The 15,301-nt window shown below is 73.2% G+C and carries 17 protein-coding genes and 3 tRNA genes; 13 read left to right on the top strand and 7 right to left on the bottom strand.

Going from position 1 to position 15,301, the window contains the following annotated elements:
* Positions 1–30: 30 nt before the first annotated feature.
* From ASG83_RS12435 to ASG83_RS05690, 5 genes are all read right to left on the bottom strand, one after another.
* Positions 31–417 carry a DUF2510 domain-containing protein gene (locus ASG83_RS12435; RefSeq protein WP_082514787.1) on the bottom strand — a complete coding sequence of 129 codons (387 nt, stop codon included), beginning with the start codon at positions 415–417 and terminating at the stop codon, positions 31–33.
* Positions 418–578: 161 nt separating this feature from the next.
* Positions 579–1,016: an iron chaperone gene (locus ASG83_RS05675; protein ID WP_055857977.1), complete on the bottom strand. Its 438-nt coding sequence runs from the start codon at positions 1,014–1,016 to the stop codon at positions 579–581.
* A gap of 320 nt (positions 1,017–1,336) precedes the next feature.
* Positions 1,337–1,412, bottom strand: a tRNA-Phe gene (locus ASG83_RS05680).
* Positions 1,413–1,501: 89 nt separating this feature from the next.
* Positions 1,502–1,578, bottom strand: a tRNA-Asp gene (locus ASG83_RS05685).
* A gap of 28 nt (positions 1,579–1,606) precedes the next feature.
* A tRNA-Glu gene (locus tag ASG83_RS05690) sits at positions 1,607–1,682 on the bottom strand.
* 288 nt (positions 1,683–1,970) lie between these two features.
* On the opposite strand from ASG83_RS05690, the gene ASG83_RS13350 reads away from it, so the two are divergent.
* From ASG83_RS13350 to ASG83_RS05710, 4 genes are read left to right on the top strand one after another with little or no spacing between them, the layout of a single operon-like run.
* Complete coding sequence (locus tag ASG83_RS13350; RefSeq protein ID WP_156376695.1) at positions 1,971–3,320, top strand: M23 family metallopeptidase; 1,350 nt, start codon at positions 1,971–1,973, stop codon at positions 3,318–3,320.
* Positions 3,321–3,329: 9 nt separating this feature from the next.
* Positions 3,330–4,754, top strand: a complete 1,425-nt coding sequence (locus ASG83_RS05700) for an NlpC/P60 family protein (protein ID WP_055857979.1) — start codon at positions 3,330–3,332, stop codon at positions 4,752–4,754.
* 40 nt (positions 4,755–4,794) lie between these two features.
* Positions 4,795–5,772 carry a hypothetical protein gene (locus tag ASG83_RS05705; protein WP_055857981.1) on the top strand — a complete coding sequence of 326 codons (978 nt, stop codon included), beginning with the start codon at positions 4,795–4,797 and terminating at the stop codon, positions 5,770–5,772.
* On the top strand, positions 5,769–6,911 hold the full coding sequence (locus ASG83_RS05710; RefSeq protein WP_055859372.1) for a glycerate kinase: 1,143 nt from the start codon (positions 5,769–5,771) through the stop codon (positions 6,909–6,911). The genes ASG83_RS05705 and ASG83_RS05710 overlap by 4 nt, the downstream gene beginning before the upstream one ends.
* 18 nt (positions 6,912–6,929) lie before the next feature.
* Here the strand turns inward: ASG83_RS05710 and ppa are convergent, their stop codons facing one another.
* Complete coding sequence (gene ppa, locus ASG83_RS05715) at positions 6,930–7,421, bottom strand: inorganic diphosphatase (RefSeq protein ID WP_055857983.1); 492 nt, start codon at positions 7,419–7,421, stop codon at positions 6,930–6,932.
* Positions 7,422–7,489: 68 nt separating this feature from the next.
* Here ppa and tilS point away from each other — a divergent pair, with 68 nt between their 5' ends.
* From tilS to ASG83_RS05730, 3 genes are read left to right on the top strand one after another with little or no spacing between them, the layout of a single operon-like run.
* Positions 7,490–8,527: a tRNA lysidine(34) synthetase TilS gene (tilS, locus tag ASG83_RS05720; protein ID WP_055857985.1), complete on the top strand. Its 1,038-nt coding sequence runs from the start codon at positions 7,490–7,492 to the stop codon at positions 8,525–8,527.
* Between the two features lie 18 nt (positions 8,528–8,545).
* Complete coding sequence (gene hpt, locus ASG83_RS05725; protein WP_055857987.1) at positions 8,546–9,097, top strand: hypoxanthine phosphoribosyltransferase; 552 nt, start codon at positions 8,546–8,548, stop codon at positions 9,095–9,097.
* 17 nt (positions 9,098–9,114) lie between these two features.
* On the top strand, positions 9,115–9,525 hold the full coding sequence (locus ASG83_RS05730; RefSeq protein ID WP_162253786.1) for an NUDIX domain-containing protein: 411 nt from the start codon (positions 9,115–9,117) through the stop codon (positions 9,523–9,525).
* A 72-nt stretch (positions 9,526–9,597) separates the two neighbouring features.
* Here ASG83_RS05730 and ASG83_RS05735 read toward each other — a convergent pair whose 3' ends face one another.
* Entirely contained in the window at positions 9,598–10,374 is a 777-nt protein-coding gene (locus tag ASG83_RS05735) for a flavodoxin family protein (protein ID WP_055857991.1), read from the bottom strand.
* Between the two features lie 155 nt (positions 10,375–10,529).
* Between ASG83_RS05735 and ftsH the strand changes: the two genes are divergently transcribed.
* The 6 genes from ftsH to ASG83_RS05765 are packed head-to-tail and all read left to right on the top strand — an operon-like array spanning position 10,530 to position 15,300.
* Complete coding sequence (gene ftsH, locus ASG83_RS05740) at positions 10,530–12,551, top strand: ATP-dependent zinc metalloprotease FtsH (protein WP_055857993.1); 2,022 nt, start codon at positions 10,530–10,532, stop codon at positions 12,549–12,551.
* Positions 12,552–12,556: 5 nt separating this feature from the next.
* Positions 12,557–13,141 (top strand): GTP cyclohydrolase I FolE, encoded by a 585-nt coding sequence (gene folE / locus ASG83_RS05745; RefSeq protein WP_055857995.1) that lies wholly within the window; start codon positions 12,557–12,559, stop codon positions 13,139–13,141.
* The gene (gene folP / locus ASG83_RS05750) at positions 13,138–13,986 is read left to right on the top strand and encodes a dihydropteroate synthase (RefSeq protein WP_055857997.1); all 849 of its coding nucleotides are present in this window, start codon (positions 13,138–13,140) and stop codon (positions 13,984–13,986) included. The genes folE and folP overlap by 4 nt, the downstream gene beginning before the upstream one ends.
* Entirely contained in the window at positions 13,983–14,345 is a 363-nt protein-coding gene (gene folB / locus ASG83_RS05755; RefSeq protein WP_055857998.1) for a dihydroneopterin aldolase, read from the top strand. The genes folP and folB overlap by 4 nt, the downstream gene beginning before the upstream one ends.
* Positions 14,342–14,839, top strand: a complete 498-nt coding sequence (gene folK / locus ASG83_RS05760; RefSeq protein WP_055858000.1) for a 2-amino-4-hydroxy-6-hydroxymethyldihydropteridine diphosphokinase — start codon at positions 14,342–14,344, stop codon at positions 14,837–14,839. The genes folB and folK overlap by 4 nt, the downstream gene beginning before the upstream one ends.
* Complete coding sequence (locus tag ASG83_RS05765) at positions 14,836–15,300, top strand: DUF3180 family protein (protein WP_055858001.1); 465 nt, start codon at positions 14,836–14,838, stop codon at positions 15,298–15,300. The genes folK and ASG83_RS05765 overlap by 4 nt, the downstream gene beginning before the upstream one ends.
* Position 15,301: the final 1 nt, after the last annotated feature.

Genomic DNA, 15,301 nt, shown 5'->3' on the forward strand with positions numbered 1-15,301 from the left:
ATGTGCCGCGTGACGCGGCCGGGGCGGTCGCTAGACGAGCTTCTCGAACACCAGGGTCGCCTGGATGCGGTCGCCGCCGCCCATCCCCTTGCTCCCGGACGACGCGGTGGTGATCGTATGCAGACGATAGCCGAGCGCGGCCTGGCGGTTGATGGCGCCCTCGAGCTCGGTGAGATTGCCCGACCCGGAGCCGAAGAGCTTCTCCTTGAGCACGACCTGGAGAACCACGTAGCTCATCCCGGTCGGCGCGGGGCGCGGCTGGGCTCCGGAGACGGCGTCGGCCCTGATCTGCTCGATGAGGGCGCCCGGGCCGTTCGCGGGCTGCGGGTCCTGGTACTGATCCGTCCACTGCTGGCCATCCCACCACCGCTGACGTCCGGCCCCGTCGTCGTACCAGCCTGCCGCTGCCTGGGTCATCGCCTCATCCTCCGAGTCGGGCCGTCGTCGTGCCGGGTGCGCCCGACAGTACCGATGATCGCTCATGGAAGAGGACACGCGCCGCGCCGCGCCGCGCCGCGATCGACGCGCGATGCCGAGGAGGACGGGCGAAGCCGTGCTCGATTCCGTCCAGCGGCGGTTCAGCGGCCGACGGCGCGCTCCACGAGCTCGGTGATGCGCTTCTCCTCCGCGGGCCCGATCGCCGTGATCGCGAACACCGTCGGCCACATGCTGCCGTCGTCGAGCCGGGCGGGGTCGTTGAAGCCGAGCTCGCCGTAGCGGGCGTCGAACTTGCCCGCCGCCTTGAAGAAGCACACGACCTTGCCCTCGAGCGCGTACGCCGGCATGCCGTACCAGGTGCGCGGCGCCAGTTGCGGGGCCGCTGCGGTGACGAGCTCGTGCACGCGCGCCGCGATCGCGCGGTCGCCCTCGTCGAGCTTCGCGATCGCGTCGAGGACGTCCTGCAGCTCGGCGGCCGCCCTCGCCGCACCCTTCTCGCGCTTCGCCTCGGCGCGCAGCTCCGCCGCGCGCTCCTTCATCGCGGCGCGCTCGTCGGCGCTGAATCCGTCGTTCGCCATGGGGTCCTCCTCGACGTCTGGATGCCCGCCCGCGTGAGCGCGCGGCCCCAGAGTACGCGCGCGGCGGTGGGTGCGCGCGGCCGATCCCCGAGGGAACCGAGCGGCCTGGCCCATGCGCAGCGCAGGAGGAACTGCCCCTCGACGGCTGGCGCCGCGCGCAGGTTCGCGGAGTGCGACGACAGGTTCCTGAGTTGCGCACCGTGCGCACCTTGCGCAGGTTGCGCCCGCTGCGCCCGTTGCGCCGAGCGGCGCTCGCGAAGCGCAGGACTCGAGAACGACGAAACCCCCGCACGCGGCGGGGGTTCCTGGCGGTGATGCCGTGGTGGCTCCGACGGGCGTCGATCCCGTGACCTCACGATTTTCAGTCGTGCGCTCTACCAACTGAGCTACAGAGCCGTGGGGCGTTGCCGCCCACTGCGCCTTCCGGCACCGGAGCTTTCGCCCCTGACGGAACAAGCCCCCTCCGAGGAGAGGGCTCGTCGCCGTGGCGACCCTGACGGGACTTGAACCCGCGACCTCCGCCGTGACAGGGCGGCACGCTAACCAACTGCGCTACAGGGCCATGCGTATTGAATTGTACTGCTGCGGTCTGGTGACCCCAACGGGATTCGAACCCGTGCTGCCGCCGTGAAAGGGCGGTGTCCTAGGCCACTAAACGATGGGGCCGAAGCGGCGCGAGCCGTACAGCAACCGAGGCACGAGCATACCCGCCGTCCGCGCGAAACACCAAACCGGCCGGGATGCGCGGCGCGGGCCGGTTCGCCGACCGTCCGCACCGCCTCCCGGGCGTGCGGGCGAACCCGGGTTACGGTGCCCGGAACGACGGGAGTGCGCGATTCGCACACTCCCCTGTTCGGGTGCCTCGCGTTCGAGTGCATCCGTTGTTAGTGTTAACGATGGTGCGCGTGTGATTGTTGCGACATAACGCGTTGCACCAGATGGGGAATCACGCACATGCGCGAGCACGCACGCTGGGGGAGCGGAATGGGCCGGAGCACGACGACGAGCGCGACCGCGCCTCGCCGCGCCCGCTGGACGACGCTCATCGCCGGCATCGCCGCGGCACTCCTCCTCGTGACCACGGGCGTGGCGAGCGCCGAGCGGCCCGCCTTCGCCGCGAGCTACCCCTCCTTCGACGACGTCCTCGAGGCGCGGAAGAACGTCGCCACCGCCAAGCAGAAGGCCGACGAGCTCCGCGCGCTGCTCGTGCAGCTGGCCGAGGCCGCGGCCGCCGCGCAGGCCGAGTCCGAGCGCCTCGGCGCCCTCTACGAGGAGGCCCAGCTGGCCTTCGACGAGGCCTCCTTCCAAGCCGACGAGCTCCAGCGCAAGTCCGACGAGGCGGCCGCGAAGGCTGAGGAGTCGCGACTGCGCGCCGGCCAGTTCGTCGCCGAGCTCTCGCGCGCCGGCGGCGCCGACCTCTCCGCGTCGCTCTTCACCAACCCCGACCAGGCCGAGAGCCTGCTCTCACGCCTGGGCTACGCGAGCAAGATCTCCGAGCAGGCCGAGGGCATCTACGCCGCGGCGATGCGCGACCAGCAGGCCGCCCAGTCGTTCGCCGATCAGGCCGTCGTCGCCAAGCAGAAGCGCGAGGAACTGAGGATCGCCGCCGAGGCCGCCTTCCAGCAGGCCCAGGAGGCCGCCGCCGCCGCGGCCGCCGCCCTCGCCGAGCAGGAGGCGAACAAGTCGCGGCTCGAGCTCCAGATAAAGGTCCTCGAGGAGGACCTCGTCATCACGGAGGCCCAATACCAGGAGGGCGAGCGCAAGAAGCGCGAGGAGGAGGCCCGTCGCAAGGCGGCCGAGGAGGCCCGTCTCGCGGAGGAGCGCCGTCGCGCCGCCGAGGCCGCGGCCAACGCCGGCAACGGCGGCGGGGGAGGCGGGGGCGGTGTCGCCGCGAGCGGCTGGACCCGACCCGCGTACGGCTGGGTGTCCTCGCCCTACGGCTACCGCATCCACCCCATCTACGGCACCTACCGCCTCCACACCGGAACGGACATCGCGGCCAGCTGCGGCCAGCCGATCGCGGCCGCCGCGAGCGGCACCGTCGTGTACGCCGGCCCGAACGGCACCTACGGCAACTTCGTGATGATCAGCCACGGCAACGGCCTCACGACCGGATACGCGCACATCCTCAACGGGGGCATCCGCGTCAGCAACGGCCAGCAGGTCTCGGCCGGGCAGACCATCGCCGCGGTCGGCAGCACCGGCGCGTCCAACGGCTGCCACCTCCACTTCGAGGTCCGCACCGGCGGCACCGCGATCGACCCCGTCCCCTTCATGGCGGCGCGAGGGGTCAGTCTTGGCTAGGCGGCGCTGATGCGGCGCCCCGAGCGCCTGGCCATCGGAGCCGCCGCACTCGCGGCGGTTCTGACGCTTGGGCTCGGGGTCACCTCCTCGCAGGCCGCGCCGACCGACGCCCCCACGTGGGACGAGGTGCAGGATGCGCGCGGCGACGTCGCCGCGACCGAGGCCGCGATCGAGCGCATCGCCGACGTGGTGCGACGCCTCGAGGCCGACTACGCGGTCGCCGCCCGCGCCGCCCAGCAGAGCGCGGAGGACTACGCCCTCGCGATCGTCGCCCTCGACGACGCCGCGGCCACGGTCGAGTCGCTCGAGCGCCGCGAGGCCGCAGCGGGTGAGCGGGCCGACGAGTCCGCGCAGCGCGCCGGGATCCTCGCCACCCAGCTCCTGAGGGCCGGGCACGGCGACATCACGACGAGCCTGCTCGTGGGCGGCGACGCCGACAGCCTGCTCTACCGCCTGGGCACGATGACGAAGCTCGGCGAGCACTCCGCCTCGCTCATGGCACTCGCGACGCACGACCGGAACGTCGCGAGCTCGCTCGCCGAGCAGGCGGATGCCGCCCGCGCCGTGCTCGAGGACCGCTCCGTCGACGCGCAGTCGGCCTTCGATCGCGCGGTCGAGCTCGTCGCCGTGGCCGAGCAGCGCGTGGCCGAGCAGTCCGCCGCCATGGACGAGCTCGCGCAGCAGCTCTCCGTGCTCACCGGCCGCTCCGCCGACATCGAGCGCGCCTACCTCGAGGCGATCGCGGCCGAGCCGCCGGCCGACAGCCCGGCAGCTCCGACCGAGCCCGCGCCCGCGCCGCCCGTGCCGTCGGCGCCGGCACCGTCCGGTGCGCCGGCTCCGACCCCGCAGCCGGGAACGTCGACGCCCAGCGCGCCCGCGCCGAGCATCCCCGCCCCGGTGCCCAGCCCGACCGCCTCGTCGCCCGCGCCCGCCCCGTCACCGACGGCGACGCGGCCACCCGCGCCCGCGCCGGCGGAGACGACGGCGCCCGCGCCGCCGCCCGCAGCGCCCGCGGGGCCCGCTCCCGTCTACGCGACGCCGAACGCGGCGGCCGTCTCGACGGCCATCGCCTTCGCGCGCCAGCAGCTCGGCGAGCCCTACGCGTTCGCCGGCCGCGGCCCCGACTCCTGGGACTGCTCGGGCCTCACGATGCAGTCGTACGCCGCGGCGGGAGTCTCGATCGGCGGCCACGGCGCGACGATGCAGTACCGCTACGCGGAGGAGCGGGGCCGGCTCGTCCCGTACGCCCTGCGTCAGCCGGGCGACCTCATCTTCTACGCGTCGGGCGGGTCGACGACGGGCTCGAAGTACCACGTCGCGCTCTACATCGGGGGCAACCGCATGATCGAGGCGCCGTCGCCGGGCAAGACCGTGCGCGAGTGGCCGGTCTACACCTACGACCTCGTGCCGTACGTCGCGCGCCCCACCGGGTAGGGGCGTTCCGCGCGTCGGGGGTCGTCGCTAGGCTCCGGGCATGCCGACCGACGCCGCTCTGCTGACCTGGATGCTCGACTCCGACCCGAGCCTCCGGTGGCAGGTCGAGCGCGACCTGGTCGGCGAGCCGCCCGCCGTCTGGGAGGCGACGCGGGCGCGCATCGCGACCGAGGGCATGGGCGCTGCGCTGCTCGCGCACCAGGGCGAGGACGGCCAGTGGGCCGGCGGCGCGTACTTCCCCGCCGACTTCGACTTCGACGGCCCCGAGGCCGCGGACGGCGCCGGCCAGCCGTGGACGGCGACGACGTGGAGCCTCTCGACCCTGCGCGACTGGGGACTCGACCCCGCCGTTCTCGCCGGCACCGCCGAGAAGCTCGCGGCCAGCGCCCGCTGGGAGTACGACGATCTGCCGTACTGGGGCGGCGAGGTCGACGCGTGCATCAACGGCTGGACCCTCGCCAACGGCGCCTGGCTCGGCGTCGACATGGGTCAGCTCGCCGACTGGTTCGCCGAGCACGAGATGGCGGAGGGCGGCTGGAACTGCGAGTGGGTCGAGGGCTCGACGCGCGCCTCGGTGCACTCGACGATCAACGCGCTCACGAGCATCCTCGACTGGGAGGCGCGCACGGGCGACACCCGCCTGCGCGACGCGCGCCACCGCGCGGAGGGGTACCTGCTGCGGCGGCGCATCCTCTTCCGCGAGACGACGGGCGAGCCGCTCGGCGACTGGGTGACGCGCATCGCCTACCCCTTCCGCTGGCGGCACACGGCTCTGCGCGCGATCGACTACTTCCGCGCCGCGTCGCTGCACGACGGCACGGCGCCCGACCCGCGGCTCGCCGAAGCCGTCGACTCGGTGCGTGCGGCCCGGCAGCCCGACGGCTCGTGGCTGCAGGAGCGCCGCTACCCCGGGCGGGTCTGGTTCGAGATCGACGTGCCCGTCGGCGAGCGCTCCCCTTGGCTGACGTTCTTCAGCACGCGCGCGCTCGCCTGGTGGGACGCCGCCGTGCCCGCGTGACCGGACGCGAGCCCCTGCGCGTTCTCGTCGCGCCCGACGCGTTCAAGGGCAGCCTCTCGGCGCGCGATGCGGCCGACGCGATCGCCGCCGGGCTCGCCGACGCTCTCGGGGCGGGGGCGCGCATCGAGCGGCTCCCGCTGGCAGACGGGGGCGAGGGCACGCTGGATGCCCTGCTCGCCCTCGACGGGGCGACCGAGCACCGCACGCCGACGACCGACGCGCTCGGTCGCCCGAGGGTCGCGCGCTGGGCCCTGCTGCCCGACGGCACCGCCGTGGTGGAGGCCGCCGAGTCCAACGGCCTCCCGCTCGTGACCGACGTGGCGCTGCGCCCGCTCGAGGCGGACAGCGCCGGGGTCGGGCTCCTGCTGCGCGCGGCGCTCGACGCGAGGGCGGCGCGCGTGCTGCTCACCGTCGGCGGCTCGGCGACGACCGACGGCGGGGCGGGGCTGCTGCGCGCGCTCGGGGCGCGGTTCCTCGACGCTCGCGGTGCCGAGCTGCCTCCTGGCGGCGGCGCCCTCGTCGACCTCGCGCGCGTCGAGCTCGACGCGCTTCACCCGGTCGCGAGGGCCGTGCCGTGGCGCGTGGCGTGCGACGTCGACACCCCGCTCACGGGGCCGGCGGGGGCGGCCGCGGTCTTCGGGCCGCAGAAGGGAGCCGACTCCGAGCAGCTCCGAATCCTCGACCGAGGGCTCGCGCGGCTCGCCGCGGCGCTCGACGGTGCGACGGGAGTGCAGGCCGCCCGCCTGCCCGGCGGCGGCGCCGCGGGAGGCATTCCGGCATCCCTGCACGCGGTGCTCGGCGCCGATCTGGTGCCCGGCGCGCGGCTCGTCGCCGACGCTCTCGGGCTCGAGGAGGCGCTCGCTCGGGCCGACGTCATCGTGACGGGCGAGGGCGCGCTCGACGCGTCATCGCTGCGAGGCAAGGTCGTCGGGCACCTCGCCGAGCGGGCGCGGGCCGCGCGAGTGCCGCTCGTCGTCGTGGCCGGGTCGGTGCGGATCACGGCGGAGGAGCGCGACAGCGCCGGCATCGCCGATGCGGTCGCCCTCGACGAGGGAGGCGACCCGCTCGCGGAGCTCATGGCGCAGGCGGGCGCGCGCATCCGCGCCGCCGCGAGGGAGATGGGCGAGCGACTGCGCTGAGTGCGAGGGCGACGCGGGCTAGTGCGCGCCGGGCACGTAGGCCGCGAGGCCCGCCTGCACGATCGCCTCGGCCTCGGCGGCGTCGCCCCAGCCCTCGGTCGTGACCCACTTGCCGGGCTCGAGATCCTTGTAGTGCTCGAAGAAGTGCTCGATCTCCTTGCGCGTGAACTCGGGGATGTCGGTCACGTCCTGGATGTGCGCCCAGCGCGGGTCCTTCGCCGGCACGGCGATGACCTTCGCGTCGCTGCCGCCGTCGTCGGTCATGTTGAACACGCCGACGGGGCGCACCGAGACGCCGACGCCCGGGAAGAGCGGGTAGTCGAGCAGCACGAGCACGTCGACCGGGTCGCCGTCGAGGCCGAGCGTGTTCTCGAAGTAGCCGTAGTCGGTGGGGTAGACGAAGGTCGTGTACAGCACGCGGTCGAGGAAGACGCGCCCGGTCTCGTGGTCGACCTCGTACTTGTTGCGGCTGCCCTTGGGGATCTCGATGACGGCGGCGTAGGCACTCATGAACGCTCCAGACGGGAGGGGAAGATTGACGGCCCCGGCTCGGCCGAAGGCGGCTCTAACCTTAGTGGATGCCCCCTGAGCGGCCCGCAGACGGCCCCCGGCGCCCGCGCCTGACGCCCGCGATCGCTGACGCGCGCCGCGCCGTGCGCGAGCACCTCGCAGACCTGACGGCGGGCGACCTGCTGCTCGTCGCCCTCAGTGGAGGCCCCGACTCGCTCGCGCTCGCCGCGGCCGTCGCGTTCGAGGCGCCGCGGGCCGGGCTGCGCGCCGGCGCGGTGATCGTCGACCACGGTCTGCAGCCGGGCTCGGCGGAGGTGGCCGAGCGGGCGGCGGAGTCCGCTCGCGATCTGGGGCTCGATCCGGTGCTCGTGCGACGCGTCGACGTGGGGGCCGCGGGCGGCCCCGAGGCGGCGGCGCGCGCGGCCCGGTACGGCGCGCTGGACGCCGCGGCGGCCGAGCTCGGCGCTGCGGCCGTGCTGCTCGGGCACACGATGGACGATCAGGCCGAGACCGTGCTGCTCGGACTCGCGCGCGGCAGCGGCACGGCGAGCGTCGCGGGCATGGCCGCGCAGGCGGGCCTCTACCGGCGGCCGCTGCTCGGGCTGCGCCGGGCCGTGCTCGCGCAGGCGTGCGTCGACGCGGGCCTCGCGCCGTGGCACGACCCCCACAACGGCGACGACCGGTTCGCGCGCGTGCGGGTGCGGCGCAGCATCCTGCCCCTGCTCGAATCGGAGCTCGATGCGGGCGCGACGGAGGCGCTCGCCCGCACCGCGGAGATCGCGCGGGAGGACTCCGAGGCGCTCGACCGGATGGTCGACGAGGTCGCCGAGGAGCTCGTCGAGCTCGAGGAGGCGGGCTGCTCGCTCCCCGTCGACTGGCTCGCCGCGAACCCGGCCGCGCTGCGGAACCGGCTGATCCGGCTCGTCGCGCGCGTCGAGTTCGGGGCCGCCCTCAGCCGGGCGCAGACGCTCGAGGTCGCGCGCCTCGTCACCGACTGGCACGGGCAGAAAGCGGTGCACCTGCCCGGCATTAGGGTGGAACGCACCGCGGGCCGCATCGTCTTCACGGCGGCGCCCGAGCCCGCGCCTTCGCCCGCCGACAGCTGACATGCGACTGGGAGACCGATGGACGTCGAGGACATCCGCGCCGATCTGACCGAGGTGCTCATCACCGAGGAGGAGATCCACGCCAAGCTCGCCGAGCTCGCGCGCCGGGTCGAGGCCGACTACGCCGACACGACGCCGCTCCTCGTGGGAGTGCTCAAGGGCGCGGTCATGGTCATGGCCGACTTCGCGCGCGAGCTGCAGATCCACATCGACATGGACTGGATGGCCGTCTCGAGCTACGGCGCCGGCACCGAGTCGAGCGGCGTCGTCCGCATCCTCAAGGATCTCGACACCGACATCGCCGGCCGCGACGTCCTCATCGTGGAGGACATCATCGACTCGGGGCTCACGCTCTCGTGGCTGCTGCAGAACCTGCAGTCGCGCGGCGCGAAGAGCGTGAAGATCCTCGCCCTGCTGCGCAAGCCCGAGTCGATCAAGGTCGAGGTCGACGTCGAGTACGTCGGCTTCGACATCCCGCCCGCGTTCGTCGTCGGCTACGGCCTCGACTTCGCCGAGCGCTACCGCAACCTGCGCGCGATCGGCGTGCTCGCGCCGCACGTCTACGAGTAGGCCACCACTCCATGCCGATGAGCGAGTACGTCGCGGGGATGCGCGATCTCATCGGTCACCGAATGATGCTTCTCCCCGCAGTCTCTGCCATCGCGGTCGATGGTGATGGCCGCGTGCTTCTCGGGCTTCACGCCGACACCGGCCGGTGGAGCACCATCGGCGGAGCGATCGATCCGGACGAGTCGCCTCTCGACGCGGTCGCGCGCGAGGTCGCCGAGGAGCTCGGCGTCGGGATCGCTAGCGCAGAGATACTCGGGGCCTATGGCGGCACACGGCATCGGGCACGCTATCCGAACGGCGACGGGTCCGCGTTCGTGACGATCGCCTATCTCGTGAGGCTCGACGGCCGCCCAGCCGTGCGGTCCGCCGCGGCATGGCTGGTGCGCAACTCAGGAATCTCCGACAACTCGCACGTGCTGACCCCCTGAAACACGAGGGGAGAAAGCGCCGAAGCCGTCACCATTCCTGAGTGACGCACCTGCCCGGCGGGGACCCACGCGCTAGTCGTGCTCGGGGTTGGCCGTCTGCTGCGGCTCGGCCTCGGGCTGCGTCGCGGGCGGCGCAGCGTCGAAGCCGAAGCGCTCGCCGTCCTCCCACGCGCCCGGCCGGTTGCCGCCGACCGGGAAGCCGCCCGCATCCTTCAGCAGTCGCGCGACATGCAGCAGGTTGTAGGTCGCGAACGTCGTGTTCCGGTTCGTGAAGTCGCTCTCGGGCCCGCCCGAGTCGTTGTCGAGATAGCTCGGGCCGGGGCCGACCGGGCCGATCCAGCCGGCGTCCGCCCCCGGGGGGATCGTGAAGCCGATGTGCTGCAGCGCGTACAGCAGCGAGGCGCCGACGTTCTTCACGCCGTCCTCGTTGCCCGTGACGATCACGCCGCCGACCTTGCCGTGGAACACGCTCAGTCCGTCCTCCCCGGTCTCGCTCGAGTGCGCGTAGAGGCGCTCGACGAGGCGGCGGGTCACGCTCGACTGCTCGCCCAGCCAGATGGGGCTGCCGATGATGAGGATGTCCGCCTCGGCGATGCGCGGCCACAGCGTCGGCCACGCATCGGTCGGCCATCCCTGCTCTCGCATGTCGGGCTGAACACCCGGCGCGACGTCGTGGTCGACGAGCCGGAAGGTGTCGACGGTCGCGCCATTGGTGCGCAGCAGCGCGATCGAGCGGTCGAGCAGGCCCTGCGTGTTGCTGAGCTCGGGGCTCCGCTTGAGGGTCGTGTTGACCACGACGACGCGGAGGTCTCGGAAGCGGTCGGGGTTCGGGACGGTGATCTCGGTCATGGGCTCCACCCGAGCACGGACCTCCTGGAAGGCGTAAGGGGTCTGCGCCGACCGCGAACAGATCAGCATCGCCCAAGAGGCGCCCGATACCGTTAACCGTTCCCCTCGCATCCCGAGTTCCGGACGAACGCTCGCAGAAAGGTGCGGCTCGCCTCATGGCCCGCAAGAAGTTCGATGCCAAGCGCATCGTCAAAGGCCCCTTCCTCTACATCCTCGCGGGTGCCATCGCGCTCTGGATCGGCTTCGGCCTGCTGAGCGGCGGCGGATTCCGCACGATCACGACGCAGGAGGGCCTCGCCCTCCTCGAGGGCGGGACGGTCGAGAAGGCCACGATCATCGACGGCGAGCAGCGCGTCGACCTCGAGCTCAGCGAGCCCGACGGCGACAACGGCGACCGCGTGCAGTTCCAGTACGTCACCCCGCGCGGCGAGGCGATCGTCGCTGCGATCGACGACGCGAACCTCGACGAGTTCGACGACCAGGTGCCGCAGACCAACTGGTTCGTGAGCCTGCTCGGCCTGCTCATTCCCTTCCTCATCATCGGCGTCATCTTCTGGTTCCTGCTGTCGAACCTGCAGGGCGGGGGCAGCCGCATCATGCAGTTCGGCAAGTCGCGCGCGAAGCTCGTGAGCAAGGAGAGCCCGCAGGTCACCTTCGAGGACGTCGCGGGCGCCGAGGAGGCGATCGAGGAGCTCCACGAGATCAAGGACTTCCTGAAGGACCCGACGCGCTTCCAGGCCGTCGGCGCGCGCATCCCCAAGGGTGTGCTGCTCTACGGCCCTCCCGGTACCGGCAAGACGCTCCTCGCGCGCGCCGTCGCGGGCGAGGCGGGCGTGCCGTTCTACTCGATCTCCGGCTCGGACTTCGTGGAGATGTTCGTCGGCGTCGGCGCGAGCCGCGTGCGCGACCTCTTCAAGGAGGCCAAGGAGAACGCTCCGGCCATCATCTTCGTCGACGAGATCGACGCCGTCGGCCGCCACCGCGGCGCCGGCATGGGCGGCGGGCACGACGAGCGCGAGCAGACGCTCAATCAGATGCTCGTCGAGATGGACGGCTTCGACCCCCAGACGAACGTCATCATGATCGCGGCGACCAACCGCCCCGACATCCTCGACCCCGCCCTGCTGCGCCCGGGCCGCTTCGACCGGCAGATCCAGGTCGACGCGCCCGACATGAAGGGCCGGGCGAAGATCCTCGGCGTGCACGCCAAGGGCAAGCCCATGGCCGACGACGTCGACCTCGAGGTGCTCGCGCGCAAGACGCCCGGCTTCACGGGCGCCGACCTCGCGAACGTGCTCAACGAGGCGGCCCTCCTCACCGCGCGCACGAACGGCGAGATCATCACCAACCGCAATCTCGACGAGGCCGTCGACCGCGTCATGGCCGGCCCCCAGCGCCGCAGCCGCGTCATGCGCGACCACGAGAAGCTCATCACCGCCTACCACGAGGGGGGCCACGCGCTCGCGGCGGCCGCGATGCGCCACACCGACCCGGTGACGAAGGTCACGATCCTCCCGCGCGGCCGGGCCCTCGGCTACACGATGGTGCTGCCGCTCGACGACAAGTACTCGGTCACGCGCAACGAGCTGCTCGACCAGCTCGCCTACGCGATGGGCGGCCGCGTCGCGGAGGAGATCGTCTTCCACGACCCGACCACGGGCGCGAGCAACGACATCGAGAAGGCGACGAGCATCGCCCGGAAGATGGTGACCGAGTACGGCATGAGCGCCGAGGTCGGCTCGATCAAGCTCGGCCAGTCGAGCGGCGAGGTCTTCCTCGGCCGCGACATGGGCCATCAGCGCGACTACTCCGAGCGCGTCGCCGAGCGCGTCGACGCCGAGGTGCGCGCGCTCATCGACCAGGCGCACACCGAGGCGTGGAACGTCATCAACGACAACCGCGACGTGCTCGACCGGCTCGCGACCGAGCTGCTCGAGAAGGAGACCCTCGACCACCTGCAGCTCGCCGAGATCTTCGCGGACGTCAAGAAGCTGCCCGAGCGCCCGCAGTGGCTCTCGAGCGACGACCGACCGCTGCCCGACCTGCCGCCCGTGCCGATGCCGGCGAAGGCGCCGATCGACAGCTCCGTGACCGACGGCGGCGTCGCGAGCGAGCACGCCGCGCCCGCGAGCGTCGCGCGCAGCGAGGCCGACCCGGGAACCGACCAGGCGAGCTGACGCGCATGGCGCCCATCGACATCCCCCGCATCGAGGCGGCGGTCGCCGAGATCCTCGCCGCCATCGGCGAGGACGTCGAGCGGCCCGGCCTCGCGACGACGCCGGAGCGCATCGCGAAGGCGTACGGCGACTTCTTCGCCGGCGTCGGCGTCGACCCCGTGCCCGAGCTGCAGGACGGCGCCGAGATGGCGACCGAGCCCGGCGAGCGCGGCGAGCTCGTGCTGCTGCGCGACATCGCCCTGCGCTCGATGTGCGAGCACCACCTGCTGCCGTTCACGGGCGTCGCGCACGTCGCCTACGTGCCGGCCGAGCGCATCATCGGGCTCGGGCGCATCCCGCGCCTGGTCGAGATCGTGTCGGCCCGCCCCCAGCTGCAGGAGCGCCTCGGCGAGGACGTCGCCGACGCGCTCGACCGCGCGATCGCCCCCGCCGGCGTGCTCGTCGTCATCGAGGCGCGGCACGGCTGCGTCGCCGCGCGCGGCGTGCGCTACGCCGAGTCGACCACCGTGACCGTCGCCTCGCGCGGAAGCCTCGCCGACCCCGTGCAGCGAGCCGAGGTCATGGCGCTCATCGGCCGGAGCGGCGCGTGAGCACCGCACCCGGGCCCGTGCGGCCCGAGGTGTGGGGCGTGCTCAACGTCACGCCCGACTCGTTCAGCGACGGCGGCCGCTACCTCGAGCCCGAGGCCGCGGTCGCGCAGGCCCGCCGGCTCGTCGACGACGGCGCCGACGTCATCGACGTCGGGGGCGAGTCGACCCGGCCCGGGGCCGAGCCCGTGTCCGCGATCGAGGAGACCGCCCGCGTGGTGCCGGTCGTGCGCGCGCTCGCCGCGGCGGGCATCCGCGTCTCGATCGACACCCTCAACGCGTCGACCGCGCGCGCGGCCGTCGAGGCCGGGGCGTCGATCGTCAACGACGTGAGCGGTGGCCTCGAAGACCCCGCCATGCTGTCGACGATAGCCGCGCTCGAGGTCGACTACGTCGCGATGCACTGGCGCGGCCGCAGCGATCGATGGGATGCCGTGAGCGACTACGCCGACATCGTCACCGAGGTGCGCGACGAGCTGCGATCGCGCGCCGACGCCGCGATTGCGGCGGGCATCGCGCCCGAGCGGCTCTGGCTCGACCCGGGGCTCGGATTCGCGAAGCGTGGTGCCGACAACTGGGCGCTGCTGCGCGGGATGCCGGCGCTCGCCGAGCTCGGATTCCCGCTGCTCGTCGGGGCGTCGCGCAAGCGGTTCCTGGGCGCGCTGCTGCCCGAGGGCGCGAGCGTCGACGAGCGCGACCTGCCGACCGCCGTCGTGAGCGCCCTGTGCGCCGACGCCGGCGTGCGGGCCGTGCGCGTGCACGACGCCGCCGCGACGAGCCGAGCGCTCGCCGTGTGGGCGGCGTGGCGCGGCGTGCCCGCCCCGGTCACGGGAGGGGCCGCAGCATGAGCGACCGCATCATCCTCACCGGCCTGCGCGCGCAGGCCCACCACGGCGTCTACGAGCACGAGCGACGCGACGGCCAGCCCTTCGTCATCGACGTCGTCGCCCACCTCGACCTCGCGCGCGCCGCCGGCAGCGACGACGTCGCCGACACCGTGCACTACGGCGAGCTCGCCGTCGAGATTGTCGAGGCCGTCGAGTGCGACCCCGTCGACCTCATCGAGACCGTCGCCGAGCGCGTCGCCGCCGTCGTGCTCGCGCACCGCGCGGTCGAGCGCGTCGAGGTGACGGTGCACAAGCCCGAGGCGCCGATCCCGGTGCCGTTCGCCGACGTCGCCGTCGCGATCGAGCGGAGCCGCGCATGACCGCCCTCGCCGTCATCGCCCTGGGCTCGAACCTCGGCGACCGCGAGGCCACACTGGTGAGCGCCGTGGGTGCGCTCGGCGCGCTGCCCGAGTCGAGCATCCGCGCCGTGTCGTCGTGGCACGGCACCGTCGCGCTCACGGTCGACGGGCCCGACCCCGATAAGCCGGAGTACCTCAACGGCGTCGCGCTGCTCGACACGCGGCTCGATCCGTTCCAGCTGCTCGACGGGTTGCGCGCGATCGAGAACCTGCACGGCCGCGAGCGCGTCGAGCGCTGGGGAGACCGCACGCTCGACCTCGACCTCATCGCGTTCGGGGCGCTCGAGATCGACTCCCAGCAGCTGCAGGTGCCGCACCCCCGCGCCCACGAGCGCGACTTCGTGCTCGCCCCATGGCTCGAGGTGCAGCCGGATGCCGAGCTCGCCGGTCACGGACCCGTCGCCGACCTGCTGGCGGGCCTGCGATCGCGGGGCGAGGCCGGAGGTCGGGGATGAGCCGCTCGCGCCCCCTCCCGCTCGCGGTGCTCGCGCTCGTCGGGTTCGCTCTCGCGTTCGTCATCGACCTCTCGCTCGCGATGCGCGGACAGCCCGTGCTCGTTCCGCCGCCCTCGCTCGCCGTCGGGCTCGTGCTCATCGCCGCGCTGCTGATCGCCCTCGCCTGGCCGGTGCGCCGCGCCGCGAAGGGCGAGAAGCGCATCGACCCGTTCTACGCCACCCGCGTGGTCGTGCTCGCGAAGGCCAGCGCGCTCGCCGCGGCCCTGCTCGCGGGAGGCGCCGCAGGCATCCTCACCTATCTACTGTCGCGCGCGGTCGTGCCGATAGGCTCGACGCTGACCGCGACGGGCACGCTCGTCGCGGCGGTGATCCTCCTGATCGCCGCTCTCGTAGCGGAGCACTTCTGCAGCCTCCCGCCCGAGGACGACGAGTCGGAGGAGGCCGCCGCGGCATCGCCGTGAG

Source organism: Yonghaparkia sp. Soil809, from assembly GCF_001429705.1.
In the GTDB taxonomy this organism is placed as follows: Bacteria; Actinomycetota; Actinomycetes; order Actinomycetales; family Microbacteriaceae; genus Microcella.

Coding starts and splice junctions, on each gene's coding strand:
- ASG83_RS12435 (WP_082514787.1), bottom strand. CDS start 417: ATGACCCAGGCAGCGGCAGGCTGGTACGACGACGGGGCCGGACGTCAG.
- ASG83_RS05675 (WP_055857977.1), bottom strand. CDS start 1,016: ATGGCGAACGACGGATTCAGCGCCGACGAGCGCGCCGCGATGAAGGAG.
- ASG83_RS13350 (WP_156376695.1), top strand. CDS start 1,971: ATGCGCGAGCACGCACGCTGGGGGAGCGGAATGGGCCGGAGCACGACG.
- ASG83_RS05700 (WP_055857979.1), top strand. CDS start 3,330: ATGCGGCGCCCCGAGCGCCTGGCCATCGGAGCCGCCGCACTCGCGGCG.
- ASG83_RS05705 (WP_055857981.1), top strand. CDS start 4,795: ATGCCGACCGACGCCGCTCTGCTGACCTGGATGCTCGACTCCGACCCG.
- ppa (WP_055857983.1), bottom strand. CDS start 7,421: ATGAGTGCCTACGCCGCCGTCATCGAGATCCCCAAGGGCAGCCGCAAC.
- tilS (WP_055857985.1), top strand. CDS start 7,490: ATGCCCCCTGAGCGGCCCGCAGACGGCCCCCGGCGCCCGCGCCTGACG.
- hpt (WP_055857987.1), top strand. CDS start 8,546: ATGGACGTCGAGGACATCCGCGCCGATCTGACCGAGGTGCTCATCACC.
- ASG83_RS05730 (WP_162253786.1), top strand. CDS start 9,115: ATGAGCGAGTACGTCGCGGGGATGCGCGATCTCATCGGTCACCGAATG.
- ASG83_RS05735 (WP_055857991.1), bottom strand. CDS start 10,374: ATGACCGAGATCACCGTCCCGAACCCCGACCGCTTCCGAGACCTCCGC.
- ftsH (WP_055857993.1), top strand. CDS start 10,530: ATGGCCCGCAAGAAGTTCGATGCCAAGCGCATCGTCAAAGGCCCCTTC.
- folE (WP_055857995.1), top strand. CDS start 12,557: ATGGCGCCCATCGACATCCCCCGCATCGAGGCGGCGGTCGCCGAGATC.
- folB (WP_055857998.1), top strand. CDS start 13,983: ATGAGCGACCGCATCATCCTCACCGGCCTGCGCGCGCAGGCCCACCAC.
- folK (WP_055858000.1), top strand. CDS start 14,342: ATGACCGCCCTCGCCGTCATCGCCCTGGGCTCGAACCTCGGCGACCGC.
- ASG83_RS05765 (WP_055858001.1), top strand. CDS start 14,836: ATGAGCCGCTCGCGCCCCCTCCCGCTCGCGGTGCTCGCGCTCGTCGGG.